General features: G+C 64.8%; 16 protein-coding genes. 11 read left to right on the top strand and 5 right to left on the bottom strand.

Annotated features, from left to right (window positions below; translation table 11 throughout):
• Nucleotides 1-5: 5 nt before the first annotated feature.
• Together ptsP and ptsH1 are read right to left on the bottom strand one after the other, a co-directional pair.
• Nucleotides 6-1697, bottom strand: coding sequence for a phosphoenolpyruvate--protein phosphotransferase (gene ptsP, locus G9465_RS14750; RefSeq protein ID WP_166971289.1), 1692 nt, complete (start codon nt 1695-1697; stop codon nt 6-8).
• Complete coding sequence (gene ptsH1 / locus G9465_RS14745; protein ID WP_166971287.1) at nt 1694-1981, bottom strand: phosphocarrier protein HPr; 288 nt, start codon at nt 1979-1981, stop codon at nt 1694-1696. The genes ptsP and ptsH1 overlap by 4 nt, the downstream gene beginning before the upstream one ends.
• 80 nt (nt 1982-2061) lie before the next feature.
• Between ptsH1 and G9465_RS14740 the strand changes: the two genes are divergently transcribed.
• The 5 genes from G9465_RS14740 to G9465_RS14720 all read left to right on the top strand — a co-directional run bounded on the left by G9465_RS14740 (nt 2062) and on the right by G9465_RS14720 (nt 6590).
• Nucleotides 2062-3012: a mechanosensitive ion channel family protein gene (locus G9465_RS14740; protein WP_166971285.1), complete on the top strand. Its 951-nt coding sequence runs from the start codon at nt 2062-2064 to the stop codon at nt 3010-3012.
• A gap of 38 nt (nt 3013-3050) precedes the next feature.
• A complete protein-coding gene (locus G9465_RS14735; protein WP_166971283.1) occupies nt 3051-3719 on the top strand; it encodes an O-methyltransferase in 669 nt (222 codons plus the stop codon).
• Between the two features lie 68 nt (nt 3720-3787).
• Nucleotides 3788-4180: a hypothetical protein gene (locus tag G9465_RS14730; protein ID WP_166971281.1), complete on the top strand. Its 393-nt coding sequence runs from the start codon at nt 3788-3790 to the stop codon at nt 4178-4180.
• A gap of 81 nt (nt 4181-4261) precedes the next feature.
• Nucleotides 4262-4864 (top strand): chemotaxis protein CheC, encoded by a 603-nt coding sequence (locus tag G9465_RS14725; protein ID WP_166971279.1) that lies wholly within the window; start codon nt 4262-4264, stop codon nt 4862-4864.
• Nucleotides 4865-4937: 73 nt separating this feature from the next.
• The gene (locus G9465_RS14720; RefSeq protein ID WP_166971277.1) at nt 4938-6590 is read left to right on the top strand and encodes a long-chain fatty acid--CoA ligase; all 1653 of its coding nucleotides are present in this window, start codon (nt 4938-4940) and stop codon (nt 6588-6590) included.
• 30 nt (nt 6591-6620) lie between these two features.
• Here G9465_RS14720 and G9465_RS14715 read toward each other — a convergent pair whose 3' ends face one another.
• On the bottom strand, nt 6621-7397 hold the full coding sequence (locus G9465_RS14715) for a hypothetical protein (RefSeq protein WP_166971275.1): 777 nt from the start codon (nt 7395-7397) through the stop codon (nt 6621-6623).
• A gap of 127 nt (nt 7398-7524) precedes the next feature.
• On the opposite strand from G9465_RS14715, the gene G9465_RS14710 reads away from it, so the two are divergent.
• Together G9465_RS14710 and G9465_RS14705 are read left to right on the top strand one after the other, a co-directional pair.
• Nucleotides 7525-8679: an acyl-CoA dehydrogenase family protein gene (locus G9465_RS14710; protein WP_166971273.1), complete on the top strand. Its 1155-nt coding sequence runs from the start codon at nt 7525-7527 to the stop codon at nt 8677-8679.
• 105 nt (nt 8680-8784) lie between these two features.
• On the top strand, nt 8785-9570 hold the full coding sequence (locus G9465_RS14705) for an N-acyl homoserine lactonase family protein (protein ID WP_166971271.1): 786 nt from the start codon (nt 8785-8787) through the stop codon (nt 9568-9570).
• A 4-nt stretch (nt 9571-9574) separates the two neighbouring features.
• Here G9465_RS14705 and G9465_RS14700 read toward each other — a convergent pair whose 3' ends face one another.
• Both G9465_RS14700 and G9465_RS14695 read right to left on the bottom strand, forming a co-directional pair.
• Entirely contained in the window at nt 9575-9751 is a 177-nt protein-coding gene (locus G9465_RS14700; protein WP_166971269.1) for a hypothetical protein, read from the bottom strand.
• Nucleotides 9752-9953: 202 nt separating this feature from the next.
• On the bottom strand, nt 9954-10673 hold the full coding sequence (locus G9465_RS14695) for a DICT sensory domain-containing protein (protein ID WP_166971267.1): 720 nt from the start codon (nt 10671-10673) through the stop codon (nt 9954-9956).
• Between the two features lie 216 nt (nt 10674-10889).
• On the opposite strand from G9465_RS14695, the gene G9465_RS14690 reads away from it, so the two are divergent.
• The 4 genes from G9465_RS14690 to G9465_RS14675 all read left to right on the top strand — a co-directional run bounded on the left by G9465_RS14690 (nt 10890) and on the right by G9465_RS14675 (nt 15812).
• Complete coding sequence (locus tag G9465_RS14690) at nt 10890-12788, top strand: 2-oxoacid:acceptor oxidoreductase subunit alpha (RefSeq protein WP_166971265.1); 1899 nt, start codon at nt 10890-10892, stop codon at nt 12786-12788.
• A 2-nt stretch (nt 12789-12790) separates the two neighbouring features.
• A complete protein-coding gene (locus G9465_RS14685; protein ID WP_166971263.1) occupies nt 12791-13729 on the top strand; it encodes a thiamine pyrophosphate-dependent enzyme in 939 nt (312 codons plus the stop codon).
• Nucleotides 13730-13827: 98 nt separating this feature from the next.
• Nucleotides 13828-14256 carry an HTH-type transcriptional regulator LrpA1 gene (gene lrpA1 / locus G9465_RS14680; RefSeq protein WP_166971261.1) on the top strand — a complete coding sequence of 143 codons (429 nt, stop codon included), beginning with the start codon at nt 13828-13830 and terminating at the stop codon, nt 14254-14256.
• Between the two features lie 35 nt (nt 14257-14291).
• A complete protein-coding gene (locus G9465_RS14675; protein ID WP_166971259.1) occupies nt 14292-15812 on the top strand; it encodes a DHH family phosphoesterase in 1521 nt (506 codons plus the stop codon).
• Nucleotides 15813-15845: the final 33 nt, after the last annotated feature.

Raw genomic sequence — 15845 nt, 5'->3', positions numbered from 1 at the left:
GGTGGTCACTCGACGCCGTCGAGTCGGGCCACCACCGCCGCCCGCGTCTCGCAGGCAAGTACCGTCTCGGCGAGCGTCGCCGCGCTCTCGGCGTCAGTCTCGCGAATCCGGGCTTTGACTGCCGGGACGGTGACGGCGCTCATCGAGAGTTCGTCGAGGCCGAGGCCGACGAGCAGTTCGGTCAGGTCGGGGTCGCCGGCCATCTCCCCACACATGCCGACCCACGCATCGCACGCGTGGGCGGCGGTCACGGTCCGGTCGACGGCGCGGAGGACGGCGGGGTGAAGCGGGTCGTGGAGGTCCGCGACGCCGTCGTTCTCACGGTCGGCGGCCATCACGTACTGGGTGAGGTCGTTCGTCCCGATAGAGAGGAAGTCGAGTCTGTCGGCCAGCGCCCCGGCCACGTAGGAGGCGGCGGGCGTCTCCACCATGGCTCCGAGGTCGGGTATCTCGTAGTCGACGCCTTCGGTGTCGAGCGTCGCGGCCACGGCCTCGATACGGCTCAGGACGTCCTCGACTTCCTCGACGCGGGCCACCATCGGCACCATCACTGCGAGGGCGTCGCCCGCGTCGGTCGCCGCCGCTCTGAGGAGCGCTCGCAACTGCGTTTCGAAGAGGTCGGCGTGGTCGCTCAGCGAGAGGCGGACGCCGCGCCGTCCGAGGAACGGATTGGGTTCCTCCGGGAGGTCAAGATACGGGACCTGCTTGTCGCCGCCCACGTCCAGCGTCCGGACGACGACGCGTTCGTCGGGGAACGCTTGCAGGGCGGCCGTGATAGCCGCGAACTGCTCGTCCTCGTCCGGCGGTGCGTCGCGGTCCAGGAAGAGGAACTCGGTGCGGTACAGACCGATGCCGTCGGCTCCGCGCTCGGCGGCGGGGTCGAGTTCTGCCGGCCGACCGACGTTTGCGGCCACCTCGATCTCGCGGCCGTCGGCCGTCGAGACGCGAGCAGCGACGACCGGTGCGTCGACGTCCGAAGCGGCCGCTCGCCGCTCCTCGTCTGGGTCGACGACGACCTCCCCCGCCTCGCCGTCGACCAGCACGGTCGCACCCTCGGGGATGTCGTCGAGGCCGTCACCGACGCCGACGACGGCCGGAATCGCCAGCGACCGGGCGATGATGGCTGCGTGGGAGGTGCGGCCGCCGGTCGCCGTCGCGATGCCGGCGACGGCCTCGGGGTCCAGTTCCGCGGTGTCGCTGGGCGTGAGTCGGTCGGCCAGCAGGACCGTCCCCTCGGGAAGCGACCCGAGGTCGACGGCCGCGACGTCGAGCAGTGCCCGCAGGAGGCGGTCACGGACGTCCCGCAGGTCGTCGGCGCGTTCGGCCATTCGTCCCTCCATCCCCTCGAACTGCGCGATGGCGTCCGCGTAGGCGTCGTCGACGGCGTGTTCGGCGGGGCTTCCATCGTCGATAGACCCCTCGATTGCGTCGACCAGTTGCGGGTCGTCGAGGAACTGCTCGTGGGCCTCGAAGACGGCGGCCTCGCCCTCCCCGACGGTCTCGGCCGCCCGGTCGCGCGCCCTGCGGATGGCCTCGCGGGCGGCGTTCCGTGCGCGCTCGAAGCGCTCGCGTTCGGCCTCGCTGTCGACGGACGCGGGGTCCGGTCGCGCCGGGAGTTCGAGCGCCGTCGGTCGGTACCAGCGGGCGGTCCCGACGCCCGACAACGGCGTACTGCCGACACCGGTGAGCGCCCTCACGAGGCCTCGCCCCCTTCGTCGACTGGCGTCGTCAGCACCGTTTCGAGGGCGTCGAGCGCGTCGCTCGCGTCCTCGCCCTCGGCGACGATGCGGACGGATTCGCCGTGTTCGACGTTGAGACCGGTGACGGCCAGCATGCTGTTGGCGTCCACCATGCCGTCCTCGCCGTCGTCGGCCCGGCCGACGGTGACGGTGGCGTCGTACTGGTTGACGGTCTGGACGAACTTCGAGGCCGGGCGTGCGTGGAGTCCTGCCTCGGGGACGACTTCGACGGTACGCTCCATACATCCCAATGTCGTGCGTGAACTATTACCGTGTTGGCGCCACCGAACCGTTTAGTCCATCCCTCCCGTCGGGCACTGGTGTGAGTCGTCCAGTCGGGTATCTGTCGCTCGCGATGGCCGTCGTCTGTGCCGGCAGCGTCGCACTCGTCCGGCGAGTCGGTGTCGAAGGGAGCGTTCAGGGCGTCGCAGTCGCCTTCCTCGTCGTCAAACTCCTCTCGCTCGCGGCCGTCGGGTTCGCTACGTACGGCTGTTACCGCATCCTGCTGAGCGTCTACGACCATCGGACGGCGGACAAGCGACGGCGACACGACGCGAAGAACCTCTTCCGGTTGGGATTCGGCGCGGCCGGGACGCTGGCCGCGCTGGGCGTGGTCACCGATCAGTGGGTCGGACTCCTGTTCTCGCTGGGTATCGTCGGGTTCGCGGTCACCTTCGCGCTCCAGCAACCCCTGTTCTCGCTCATCGGGTGGCTGTACATCATGGTCAAGCGGCCGTATCAGGTCGGTGACCGCGTCGCCATCGAGGACTCGAAGGGCGACGTGGTCGAAGTCTCCTTCCTCGTGACGACGCTGTGGGAGATAAACGGGGACCTCGTCTCCTCGAACCAGCCGTCCGGACGGACCATCACGCTCCCGAACAGCGTCGTCCTCTCCTCGCACGTCAAGAACTTCACACAGGAGGAGTTCCCGTTCGTCTGGAACGAACTCTCGGTGCAGGTGGCCTACGAGACGGACTTCGAGTTCGCCACCGACACGATGCGGAGCGTCGCGGACGACTACCTGGGCGACGAGATGGCCGCCCGAATCGGCCGGTATCGGGAGCGCCTCGACGAGACGCCGGTGGAACTGGAGGTGCAGGACCGGCCGACGGTCAACGTCGTGCAAGAGGAGTCGTGGGTGGAGTTCCGCCTGCGGTATCTGGCCCACCCGCGGCGGGGGCAGCGAGTGAAGAACGAACTGTACCGGCGCATCCTCGCGGCGTTCAACGAACACCCCGACCGGGTGAAGTTCCCCGTCAGTCGGAACCGGTGAGGCGAGACTTTACCCTCTACCCGGTCGGACGCTTCCCTATGGACGAGACGCCGCTGCCAGACGTGACTGAACAGTTCGCCCGAACGCTGGCGCCGGACCGTGACGCGGTCCTCGAGGAGATGGATCAGAAGGCCGACCGCGAGGGGTTCCCGACGGTCGGGCCCGCCGTCGGGGGGTGGCTCAGGATGCTCGCCCGCATGACCGACGCCGACCGCGTCTTCGAGTTCGGCTCTGGCTTTGGCTACTCGGCGTACTGGATGGCCCCGGCGATTCCCGCCGACGGCGACATCGTGCTGACGGAAATCGACGCCGACGAACTCGACGAGGCCCGGGAGTTCCTCGCACGCGGGGGCTACGCGGATCGGGCGTCGTTCGAACACGGCGACGCCATCGAGGTGGTCGACGAGTACGGCGGCCCGTTCGACGTGGTGTTGATAGACAACGAGAAGAGCCGCTACGCGGAGGCGTTCGCGGCCGTCCGCGAGAAGGTGCCGGTCGGTGGCGTCGTCGCCGCCGACAACGCCATCGAGGCCGGACCGCTGGACTTCGAGGCGGTGCGAGCGCTCCTCGCCGGCGAGGACGTGGACGCCAACGCGACGAGTCGCGGCATCGCGACCTATCTCGAACGAGTGCGGGACGACCCGGACTTCGAGACGGGGTTGTTACCGCTGGGCGAAGGCGTCGCCGTGAGCGTGAGAGTGGCCTGAAAATTCATGCCACCGGCTCGGCCGACCCGAAGAATGATTCGTGTCCGTGTTGATAGTTCACGCACACCATGATAGAGAGTAGTTCGGATTCCACGGCGGACGTGTTCGGGCTAGACGGTGCCGTCATCGACCGGACGGCCGAGAAAGCCGAGATGGAGACAGACCGGTTGGTGGGTGCACTCGACATCCTCCACGCCGAACTCATCGGCCGACACTCGAACCTCGAACGCACCACGGAGTACGTCACGGAGGGCGGCGTCCGCGCGTACCGCGTCGAGGACTCCGTCTGGGACGACTTCCTCGACGAGTTCGACTTCGAGTCCACCACCGAGGCCGCCGTCCGCTACGCCCACACCGAACAGGCCCGCCTCCTGTTCGCGAAGTCGGTCCGCGGCGACGACCACTTCGGGCCCGACGAGGAGGGCGTCGTCGTCGGTATCGACACGGCCGAGCAGTTCTGAGCGGCCCCCATTCTCGCCTGCGAAAATGGGGGTGCATAGCTTATGTGGCAGGCCCGGCAAGTCAGCGCCAACCGACCACACATGAGTTTGATGATAGATATCCGGAAACTCGGCCTGTTCAACCAGATGGCGAAGGAGGGCGGCAACACCGTCGCCAACCACCTGAGTCAGATGACGGGGATGGAGACGGAGATGGAGATTACCAAGATCAACTTCATCGACATTCCGGACATCAAGACCCACGTCGGCGACGAGAAGCAGATCGGCATCAGCATCGAGATGGTCGAGAAACCCCACGGCCACATCCTCTTTCTGTTCAACGCCCGAAACGCGAAGGACCTCGCTCACGGCATGATCGGCGACATGGGCGAGACGGACCCCAACGCGAACGGCTTCACCGACATGGAGCGGTCGGCGATTCAGGAGATCGGCAACATCATGACCAGCGGGTTCATCGACGGGTGGGCGAACGTCTTAGAGACGACCATCGACATCTCGACGCCGAACTTCACGTTCGGTCCCGGTAGCGGGATGGTCGACCAGTTGGTCGGGGACCGAGACAACGAGATGGCGCTGATGTTCGACTCGCGGGTGCACGCGCTCGACGCTGACATCAACGTGAAGGTGTACACGTTCCCCGAACTCGAGGAACTGGTCGACCTGATGCAACAGATCGAGGTCTGAGACGAGAAACAACTGCTGTTCCCTCACGATTAATTTACTGGCTTTCTTGTAGTATGCGCTCTATCCACACGGTATGCCAGGTGGCTCAGCTCAGACCCTGCGACCCTTCCTGTGGCGCGCGGACCAACTGTACCCGGACACGGAAATCGTCTCCCGTACACACGAGGGTATCGTCCGCTACGACTACGACGAGTTCGCCGACCGGGCCGCCCAGTTAGCCAACGCGCTGGACGCGGCGGGCTACGGCGACGGCGAGCGAATCGGGACGTTCTGCTGGAACCACCACCGGCACTTCGAGACGTACTTCGGGATACCGGGGATGGGAGCCCAACTTCACACTATCAATCCACTCCTGCCGGATAAGCACATCCAGTACATCGTCGAGAACGCACAGGACCGGACCATCTTCGTCGACCAGTCGCTCCTGCCGAAACTCGAAGGTGCGGTGGCAGACGACGCCGAACCGTTCGAATCCGTCGAGCGTTTCGTGGTGATGGGGGAGTCGGTCCCGGACACCGACCTAGACGCCGTCGCCTACGAGTCGTTCGTCGGCGACCAGCCGACGACCTACGACTGGCCGGACCTCGAAGAGGACCGCCCTGCGGGGCTGTGTTACACCTCCGGGACGACGGGCCGACCGAAAGGCGTCGAGTACACCCAGCAGATGCTGTGGAGTCACACGATGGCCATCCAGTCCCCGCAGGGGATTCCGCTTTCCGACGACGACGTGATGATGCCCGTCGTCCCGATGTTCCACGTCAACGCGTGGGGCCTGCCGTTCTCGGCGACGGCCGGCGGTGCCAAACACGTCTATCCCGGCCCGCAACCGGAGCCGGAGGACCTCGCGAACCTCATCGAAGAGGAGGGTGTGACCGTCACCGCGGGCGTCCCGACGGTGTGGCTCGGCCTGATGGAGTACGTCAAGGAAAACGACGTGGACCTCTCCTCGCTTGAGCGACTCGTCGTCGGCGGAAGCGCCGCGCCGGAGGCGATGATTCGCTTCTTCGACGACCACGACGTCGAACTCGTCCACGCGTGGGGGATGACGGAGACGGCACCGGTGGGAGCCGTCGCCCACCTCAAATCGGACCTCGAAGACGCCGACTACGAGACGCAACTCCAGAAGCGGTCGAAACAGGGGCTTATCGCGCCCGGACTGGAGTATCGAGTCATCGACGACGACGGCAACGAGGTCCCACACGACGGCGAAGCGTTCGGCGAACTCCAGATTCGCGGCCCGTGGGTCACGACCGAGTACTTCAAGCGTCCCGAAGCCAACGAGTCAGAGTTCGAGGACGGCTTCCTGAAGACCGGAGACGTCGTCTCCGTCGACGAGGACGGCTACATCAAGATCGTCGACCGGGCGAAAGACGTCATCAAGAGCGGTGGCGAGTGGATCTCTTCACAGGAACTGGAGAACGCGCTGATGGCCCACGACCACGTCTCGGAGGCGGCGGTCATCGGCGTCCCCCACGAGCGCTGGCAAGAACGACCGCTCGCCCTCGTCGTCCCGACCGAGGACGCAGACGCCGACTCGCTGGCCGACGAGTTGCGCGAACACATCCTCGAAGAGTACCCCAAGTGGTGGGTGCCGGACAACGTCGTCATCATCGACGAAGTGCCGAAGACGGCGACGGGGAAGTTCAACAAACAGGCGTTGCGTGAGGAATACGCCGACGAATCGCTCGTCGAAGGCCGCGTTCCCGAGGACGCGTCACCGGAGTAAGCTACAGAGCCCGTACTTCGACGGCCCGTCTCACTGGACGCCGGCGACCAGCGAGCGCACTTCCTCGCGGTATGCCTCCGGTTCGAGACCGAGGTCGATGTCGACGGTGACGCTGATGCCCTCGCTCAGGTCGCTGTCGATGCTCTGTTCGAAGTTCTCTTCGGGGTAGGCGCCGCCGGACACCAGCACGTAGTCCCCGTGGTGCCACACCGCCAGTATCGCGCTGATTCCGATATCTGTGGGTGGTATCTCGACGCTCTCGGACTCGCTGATGTCGAAGCTGATGCCGTCGAACGGGTAGACGGCACCGAGATTCACCGTCTCGGCTGTCTCCCCGGTGTCGATGTCGACGCTCCCGGTTCCCGTCTGTTCGATGCTCGTTAGTCCCTGATTTTCCATCTGCTGTTCGAACTGGTCGCGGGCGTTGGCCTGCACCTGATCGACGATTTGTGCCTGCCCGACACCCGCCGGGAGGTTGTCCAGATTCGGACTGAAATCGATGCGCGATGCGAACCAAACCGACAGCGCCGTCTGCATCCGCCCGAGCGTCCTGTCAGCGACCGTCTGTTGCAGTGCCACGTCCTGATACTGGAGGGTGTGCTGGACCGCCTGAAGGGTCACCGGTCCGTACGACTCTTCGAGGACGGTACCGCTGTTCTCTCCGGATTGCTCCCAGCCGCCCGATTCGAGTCGGTCGGAGGGCACCGACGGCTTCGGCGTCTCTGCGGCCGCAAAGAAGGACGAACACCCGCTCATTGCGGCGGCGCCGACGCTCGCTCCGACGGCCAGATAGTCACGTCGATCCATATCGTTGCCTCGTGGTTACCATCAAAAAACATGCTGGCCCAATTATCAGGAGCTTCGAAAAAACAACTTCAGAGGGGTTTCTGTGAGTTCCACGAGGTATATGGTGACACCATCCATGATAATCCCTATGGAGTTACTCTCTGAGTACCCGGTTCCGGACCACGCACTCGACGTCAAGCAGGAGGCACGGGAGTTCGCGGAGGAACACATCGCGCCTAACGCCGCCGACTACTACGAATCCGGGGAGTATCCACACGACATTCTCGAAGCGGGGATGGACGCCGGCCTCGTCGCACAGGACCTCGGCGAGGCGGTCGGTGGGAAGGGGTACGACCTACAGCAGATGCTCGCCATCGCCGAAGAGTTCTACAAGGCCGACGCCGGTATCGCCCTGACGCTCCAGCTAGCGAGTTTCGGCGCGGAGATCGTCGAGGAACACGGCGCCGACTGGCAACACGAGGAGTTCCTCCGCCCCGTCGCGGAGAACGACCAGATTACCGGTCTCGCCGTCTCCGAACCCGAGACGGGGAGCGACCTCGCCGGGATGACAACCAGCGCCGAGAAGGACGGCGACGAGTGGGTCATCAACGGCGAGAAGTACTGGGTCGGCAACGCCGTCGAAGCCGACTGGCTCACCCTCTACGCGAAGACGGGCGACGACCCGAACAACCGCTACGGCAACTACTCGATGTTCATCGTCCCGACCGACGCTCCCGGCTACCACGCCGAACACATCCCGGAGAAGATGGGGTTCCGAGCGTCGAAACAGGGCCACATCGTTCTGGAGGACTGTCGCATCCCCGAGGAGAACCTCGTCGGCGTCGAGGGCGCCGGGTTCTACATGCTCGCGGAGTTCTTCAACCACGGCCGCGTCGTCGTCGCGGGCCACGGTGTCGGCCTCGCGGCGGCCGCCATCGAGGAGGCCTGGGACTTTGTCCACAACCGCGAGGCGTTCGGCAAGACCGTCGACGAGTTTCAGGCCGTCCAGCACAAACTCGCCGATATGCATCTGGCCTTCCAGTCGGCCCGCTCGCTCACGTGGGACGCCGCAGAGCGGGTCGCAAATCAGGAGAACGCCGGCTACTGGGCGGCCCTCGCAAAGACCGAGGCCACCGAAGCGGCTACCGACTGTGCCGAGAAGGGGATGCAACTCCACGGCGGTCGCTCGGTGCTGACCGAGAACCGCATCTCCCGGGTCTATCGCGACGTGCGCATCCCGGTCATCTACGAGGGCGCAAACGACATCCAGCGCAACCTCATCTACCGACAGGCCCCGCAGTAAGGACCGCTTGTCCCGACTGTCGGCGAGCCGCTGCCGGCGGTCGTCTGCTCACTGTGTGAGAAACCCTCACGCCGCGTTTTTGCTTTCAGAGCGCCTACATCTACCATGGACGATATCAGCGTCACGTTCGTGGACCGCGGGCGGGTACAGGCCGACCGCAACTTCGTCGTCGACGGCACCAGCGTCGCGACGGCGTCGGACCGCGACCCCGACCACGAGTACGAGACGTACGTCGTCTGGAACCTCGTCGTCGAGACGCCCGAGACGACAATTCTCTGGGACACTGGCTCCCATCCCGAGGCCGGCGACGGCTACTGGCCCGAACCGCTGTACGAGGCGTTCGCCCACGTCGACGCCGCCGAGCACTCGCTCGCGGACGACCTCGGAGCGGCGGGCTACGGCATCGAGGACGTCGACGCCGTCGTGATGAGCCACCTCCATCTGGACCACGCCGGCGGGCTGTACAACTTCGCCGGGACGGACACGACCATCTACGTCCACCGGGAGGAACTCCCCTTCGCGTACTACAGCGCGAAGACCGACGAGGGCTCTATCGCCTACCTCGCCAGCGACTTCGACCACGACCTGAACTGGCAGATAGTCCACGGCGACAGCTACCACCTCGCCGACGGCGTCGAACTGCTCCACCTCCCCGGCCACACGCCGGGCCTGCTGGGTGCGCTCGTCGACAGACCGAGCGACCCCTTGCTGGTCGTCGGCGACGAGGCCTACGTCACGGCCAACTACGAAGGCCAGCCGATGGCGACCAGTCTGCTCTGGAACAACGGCGCGTGGAAGGAGAGTCTGGCGCGGTGCCAGAACATCCAGCGTCAGACGGGTGCCGAGGTCCTTCTGGGCCACGACCTCTCGGTGTTCGAAGACCTCGCGTAGGCCGCTAGCCGTCGACGGGGACGAGCGTCAGTTCCGCACCGTCCTCGGTCCGCACCGTCCACACGTCGTCGGTCCGGTCTACCGCACTCCAGACACCGAAAAACAGGTGCAGGTCCAGTTCGAGCGCGTTCACTCGCTGGCCGGTCGCTTCGATTCGGTACGTGTCGGGATCGGTGTCCATCTGTTCTCGGTTTCGGTTTGCAGTGGTCGACGTTCGAGGGACTGAACGAGGGGAAGTCCCTCGCTACTGCTCACGGGTCGCACCGTTCCCCGTTCGCAATCGGAGACTCCTCGCCGTGCTCGGAGTCGCCCTACTGCTCTGCGGTTCGTTTCCCTCACCGCTTCGTTTCGAGGGCCGCGTTCCCTTCGTCACGCGCCCCTCCCTACTGCTCTACGAACCCGTAACTCGACTCCAGATGATCGATTATCCAGTCGACCGTATCCTCGTCGTAGGTCCAGAAGCCGTAGAACTCGCGCGGTTCGCGTTCCTCTGCGAGGAGCGCACACTTCTGGTCCGGGTCGCCGCCGCCGTCGAAGACGACGAACCACGACGCGGCGATCTCGTCACTGCGTTCGAGGTGGAGGGTGAAGGCGCTCCGTTCGGGTGGGTCTACGTCCGGCACGGCGTAGGCGTGGACGTCGACGGCGGACTCGCCGAGGCGTTCGTACAGGTCGAGTTCGCCCTTCAGCGTCGAGAGGGTCTGGAAGCCGGCGTACAGGGCCCCCTCGCCGACGCGCCACGCCCGGTCCTCTATCTCGCGGGAGGCCGCGACCATCCGTTCGATGGACCACGAGGTGAACATGGTCTCGTCAAGGTGGTCGAGGATGGACCGGTACGGCCGTTCGTCGGCGGTGAGATGCCGGTTGCGCGTCTCTAAAGCGTCGTAGAACGCATCGAGGTCCGTCGCGGTGATGACGCCGTCGTCGTCGCTCAGCGTGAGAAACTCCCCGGGGCGTCCGCTCTCCGTCCGCTCCGTGACGACCCGGACGTTCCGGTCGGCGAACTGCTCGCGCAGTTCGGCGGCGGTCGATTCGTCGGCGTTGAACACGGTGAGCGTCTTCTCGTGATGTTCAACCCCGGCGATAAGTTCCGTGAGCGACATTCACACGAAGAGTGTGGTGAGCGACCGGTTTAGGCCTTGCGACGACCGACCGTTTCGGCCTCTCACAGGGGGCTCTTGCTTTCGCCGTTTCCGCCACAAAACTGAGCCACAGCCCTCATTAATCACGATTAATGAACCTTGATGTAGTGGAAAATCTTTAGTCGTGGCCCCCCAATTTCCCGGTACGGCACCAGAGCTGGGGCCGAGGATTTCACCATGACAGACAATGAACTAATCTGGCGAATCGCTGGCGGTTCCGGTGACGGAATCGACTCGACCAGCCAGAACTTCGCGAAGGCCCTGATGCGTTCGGGACTTCACGTTTTCACACATCGTCACTACCCGTCGCGCATCCGGGGAGGCCACACGTACGTAGAAGTGCGCGCGAAGGACGAACCCGTCCAGTCGCGCGGAGACGGTTACAACTTCCTGCTGGCACTGGGTGACTCGTTCGCCCGGAACCCGCAGGAAGAGGCCTACTACGGCAAAGAGGAACTGAAGCCACTGTACGAGAACTTCGACGACCTCCGCGAGGGCGGCGTCCTCCTGTACGACGAGGGCCTCCTCGACGAGGAGGACGTCGACGAAATCGAACTCGAAGAGGCCGCCGAGGAGAACGACTGGCACGTCGTTCCGATGGACCTCCGCGGCATCGCCAAGGAGCACGGCCGCGAGATCATGCGGAACACGGCCGGTATCGGTGCGACCGCCGCCATCCTCGACATCGACACGGCGGAGTTCGAGGAACTCATCAAGCAGAACATGGCCGGCGACATGCAGGAGGCCAACCTCAACGTTCTGCAGGACGCCTACGACGCGGCGGCCGAACTCGACATCGACCACGACATCGAGGTGCCCGAGAACTCCCACGACGAGGAGCAGGTCATCCTCTCTGGGTCGAACGCCATCTCCTACGGCGCGCTCGACGAGGGCTGTCGGTTCATCTCGGGGTACCCGATGACCCCGTGGACCGACGTCTTCACCATCATGTCCCAACACCTGCCGGAGTTCGGCGGTATCTCCGAACAGGTCGAGGACGAAATCGCCGCAGCGGCACTGGCGCTGGGTGCGTCCCACGCCGGCGTGAAGTCCATGTCCGGATCGTCCGGTGGGGGCTTCGCGCTGATGTCCGAACCGCTCGGGTTGGCCGAGATGACCGAGACGCCTATCGTGCTGGTCGAAGCGATGCGTGCCGGTCCGTCGACCGGGATGCCGACCAAGCCCGAACAGGCCGACCTCGAACACGTCCTGTACACTTCACAGGGTGACTCCGCTCGCGTCGTGTTCGCGCCCGCGAACATCCGCGAGTGTTACACCCAGACGCGCGCCGCGTTCCGCATCGCCTACGAGTACCAGATTCCGGCCATCGTCGTCTACGACCAGAAGATACAGGGCGAACTCCGGAACCTGCCGGCGAGCCACTTCGACGAGGAGCCAAACGCCGACCCCGGGTCGGTCCTGACCGAAGAAGAGATTCAGGACGCGGCCCACCACTCCTCGGGCAAGTTCCAGCGCTTCCTCCACGAACCGGAGGACGGCTCGAACGTCAGTCCGCGCTCGGTCCCCGGGCAGAAGAACGGGCGCTACCTCGCTACGGGTAACGAGCACAACCCCTCGGGCCACATCAGCGAGGACCCAGAGAACCGCATCGCGCAGATGAACCGTCGGCTGAACAAGCTCGACGACATCCGCGCCGACCTCGACGAGAACGCGAGTCATCAGGCCTACTACGGGCCGGACGACGCGGAGTACGGTATCCTCGTCTGGGGCAGCCAGCAGGACACCGTCTTCGAGGCCGTCGACCGCCTCAACGACAACGGGCACTCCGTGAAGGCGCTGGGCGTCTCTGATATGATGCCCTACCCCGTCGAGGAGGTCAGCGAGTGGCTCGACTCCGTCGACGAAGCGCTCGTCGTCGAGATGAACGCCACGGCCCAGTTCCGCGGGCTGACCCAGAAGGAGATCGGCAAGTACGGCGATAAGCTGTCGAGCCTCCTCAAGTACAACGGCAACCCGTTCGAACCCGCCGAGATCGTCGACGGGTTCGAGTCCAGTATCAACGGCGAGGACCTCGCCGCGACCAACATGAAGTACCTCCCCGCAGCGGGTGACTAACCATGAGTGCATTCAGCGCAATCGGCGAAGAACGCGAGATTGACCGTGACGAGTTCACACCCGGCATCGAACCGCAAGCGACGTGGTGTCCGGGCTGTGGTGACTTCGGCGTCCTCAAGGCGCTGAAACAGGCCATGCCCGAGGTCGGGAAGAACCCCGACGAAGTCGCGCTGTTTACGGGTATCGGCTGTTCCGGGAAGCTTAACAGCTACTTCAACAGCTACGGGTTCCACACCATCCACGGCCGCTCGCTGCCCGTCGCCCGGGCCGCGAAACTGGCCAACCCCGAACTGGAGGTCATCGCAGCCGGCGGTGACGGTGACGGCTACGGTATCGGTGGGAACCACCTCATCCACACGGCCCGTGAGAACCACGATATGACGTACATCGTGTTCAACAACGAGATTTTCGGGCTGACGAAGGGACAGACGTCGCCGACGTCCCCGAAGGGCCACAAGTCCAAGACCCAGCCCCACGGCTCGGCGAAGTCACCGATCCGACCGCTCTCGCAGTCGCTCAACGCCGGTGCGACGTACATCGCTCGCACCGCAGCGGTCAACCCCAATCAGGCGAAGGAGATCATCGCCGAAGCCATCGAACACGACGGCTTCGCACACATCGACTTCCTGACCCAGTGTCCGACCTGGAACAAGGACGCGAAACACTACGTCCCGTACACGGACGTCCAGCAGTCCGACGAGTTCGACTTCGACGTCTCGAATCGCGTGGAAGCCGCCGAGATGATGCGCAAGACCGAGGAACGACTGTACGAGGGTGAGGTCCTGACCGGCCGGATGTACGTCGAGGACGCCCGCCCCTCCTACGGACAGGAGAAGCGCGCCATCGGCGAGATGCCGGAAGAACCGCTCGCAGAGCGGTACTTCGACGAGGACGCGGAGTGGGAGCGGACCTACGACAACCTCCTCGAACACCACAAGTAACCACCTCGGTCCGGGCCTCCCCGTACCGTTTCTCGGGGCGCTCGAAACCGGGTTTCTGGTTCGGAAGATATTTTTTCGTCCATGGAAAAGAAACGTACATGAGTGCCGAGTCTACGGAGCGTCGAATCCTGTCGGTCCTAGAGGACGATGCTCAGGCATCCTACGCAGAGATAGCGAACCGGGCCGACGTCTCGAAGCCGACGGTCCGCAAGTACATCAAGAAACTCGAAGAGGAGGGCGTCATCGTCGGCTACTCCGCCGACGTCGACCCGAAGAAACTCGCGGGCCAGTCCATCGCGATGGTCGGTATCGACGTCGCGAGCGAACGCTACGTCGAGGCCACGCGAAAGCTGAAAGGCATCGACGCCGTCGAGTCGCTGTACACTTCCAGTGGCGACCACATGTTGATGGCCGAAGTCCGCGCGACGGACGGCGACTCGCTGGCGGCGGTCATCGAAGACGAGATACTCGCGCTCGACGGCGTCACAGCGGCTCACCCGTCGTTCTTGCAGGAACGACTGAAGTAACGGGTTTTTAGACGCTCCAGAGCGGACCAGAACCCATGCCGTCTCGGTTGGTGCTGGGAGCTGGTTCGACTGCACTGGCGCTCATCGACGCCGCAAGCGTTAGCCACCGCCCGCTCCACGTCGTCACCGACGACGAACATCGCGCCGAGACACTGCGGACCGACGACATCGCCGTGACGGTGGCCGACCCGGCCGACCGCGCGACGCTCGCCGGTATCGACATCGACCCGGACACCATCGTCGTCGCGACAGACGACCCAGCAGTCAACACCGTCGTCGCAGAGACCGTCGAGAAACTGTTTCCAGACGCGTTCGTCCTGTGTTATACGGGCTATGAAGCGACGCCCGACCAGCGAGCGACCCTCGAGAGGATCGCCGACCGAGTCGTAGACGCCGAGGCGGTCGTCGTCGACGCCCTCAATCAGACTGTCGGAGCCGAAGGAACGCGGGTCCGCCAACTACAGCGGGTCCTTCGGGACATCGACGGCCACCTCGCTATCTTCGCCCACGACAACCCGGACCCGGACGCCATCGCCAGCGCCGTCGCGCTGGGGGAACTCGCGGAACGGGCAGGCTGTACCGTCTCCATTTGCTACTACGGCGACATCTCCCATCAGGAGAACCGTGCGTTCGTGAACTTACTGGAGTACGACCTCGTGAACCTGACAGAGGAGGACACGGACGCACTGGCGGAGTACGACGGGTTCGCACTCGTCGACCACTCCAGACCCGGCGTCAACGACCAGTTGCCCGAGGACCTCGCCGTCGATATCGTCATCGACCACCACCCACCACGTCTCCCGGTCGAGGCCCGCTACGTCGACCTACGGAGCGCTGTGGGGGCGACCAGTACGCTACTGGTCGATTACTTCCAGCGGTTCGGCGTCGACATCCCGAACCCGATCGCGACGGGACTGCTCTTTGGCATCCGAGTCGACACGAAAGACTTCCGCCGAGAAGTCTCCGTCGAGGACTTCGAGGCCGCCGCCCACCTCGTCCCCCGGGCGGACATGGATGCCCTCCAGCGCATCGAGGACCCGAGTGTCAGCGCCGAGACGCTGACAGTCATCGGCCGAGCCATCGACAACCGGGAGAAAGAGGGGTCGGTGCTGTTGAGTTGCGTCGGCGAACTCGGTGACCGCGACGCACTGGCACAGGCCGCAGACAGGCTCCTCGACTTAGAGGACGTGCAGGCGACGATGGTGTACGGCGTCATCGACGGGACTATCTTCGCCTCTGCGAGGGCACGCGGTGCCGACATCGACCTCGGGGAGGCCCTGCGAGACGCCTTCGGCCAGATCGGGTCCGCAGGGGGCCACGCCGACATGGCCGGCGCCCAGATAACGCTGGGCGTACTCGACGCCATCGACGACCGGGACGAGTCCCTCCACGACATCGTCCGGTCGGTCGTCAACGACCGGTTCCTCGAAGCGGTGCAATCTCGTTCCCACCGGTTGCTCGGCAGCGTCTACGGATCCTCGGAGTACGGGCCGGAGACGTACGCCGAAATCATACCGGAACCAGTCGAGAATTCGCCGGGCGACGACGAGGAGTAGCCGAGACTTTTTCATCGTCCCCGGTCAATTCGG

Origin of the sequence: Haloarcula sp. JP-L23 (genome assembly GCF_011602445.1) — an archaeon.
GTDB classification, from domain to species: Archaea; Halobacteriota; Halobacteria; order Halobacteriales; family Haloarculaceae; genus Haloarcula; species Haloarcula pellucida.
Note: the sequence above shows the minus strand (reverse complement) of the source record. Positions and strands in the feature narration are given on the sequence as shown.

Coding starts and splice junctions, on each gene's coding strand:
- ptsH1 (WP_166971287.1), bottom strand. CDS start 1,981: ATGGAGCGTACCGTCGAAGTCGTCCCCGAGGCAGGACTCCACGCACGC.
- G9465_RS14735 (WP_166971283.1), top strand. CDS start 3,051: ATGGACGAGACGCCGCTGCCAGACGTGACTGAACAGTTCGCCCGAACG.
- G9465_RS14730 (WP_166971281.1), top strand. CDS start 3,788: ATGATAGAGAGTAGTTCGGATTCCACGGCGGACGTGTTCGGGCTAGAC.
- G9465_RS14725 (WP_166971279.1), top strand. CDS start 4,262: ATGAGTTTGATGATAGATATCCGGAAACTCGGCCTGTTCAACCAGATG.
- G9465_RS14720 (WP_166971277.1), top strand. CDS start 4,938: ATGCCAGGTGGCTCAGCTCAGACCCTGCGACCCTTCCTGTGGCGCGCG.
- G9465_RS14715 (WP_166971275.1), bottom strand. CDS start 7,397: ATGGATCGACGTGACTATCTGGCCGTCGGAGCGAGCGTCGGCGCCGCC.
- G9465_RS14710 (WP_166971273.1), top strand. CDS start 7,525: ATGGAGTTACTCTCTGAGTACCCGGTTCCGGACCACGCACTCGACGTC.
- G9465_RS14705 (WP_166971271.1), top strand. CDS start 8,785: ATGGACGATATCAGCGTCACGTTCGTGGACCGCGGGCGGGTACAGGCC.
- G9465_RS14700 (WP_166971269.1), bottom strand. CDS start 9,751: ATGGACACCGATCCCGACACGTACCGAATCGAAGCGACCGGCCAGCGA.
- G9465_RS14695 (WP_166971267.1), bottom strand. CDS start 10,673: ATGTCGCTCACGGAACTTATCGCCGGGGTTGAACATCACGAGAAGACG.
- G9465_RS14690 (WP_166971265.1), top strand. CDS start 10,890: ATGACAGACAATGAACTAATCTGGCGAATCGCTGGCGGTTCCGGTGAC.
- G9465_RS14685 (WP_166971263.1), top strand. CDS start 12,791: ATGAGTGCATTCAGCGCAATCGGCGAAGAACGCGAGATTGACCGTGAC.
- lrpA1 (WP_166971261.1), top strand. CDS start 13,828: ATGAGTGCCGAGTCTACGGAGCGTCGAATCCTGTCGGTCCTAGAGGAC.
- G9465_RS14675 (WP_166971259.1), top strand. CDS start 14,292: ATGCCGTCTCGGTTGGTGCTGGGAGCTGGTTCGACTGCACTGGCGCTC.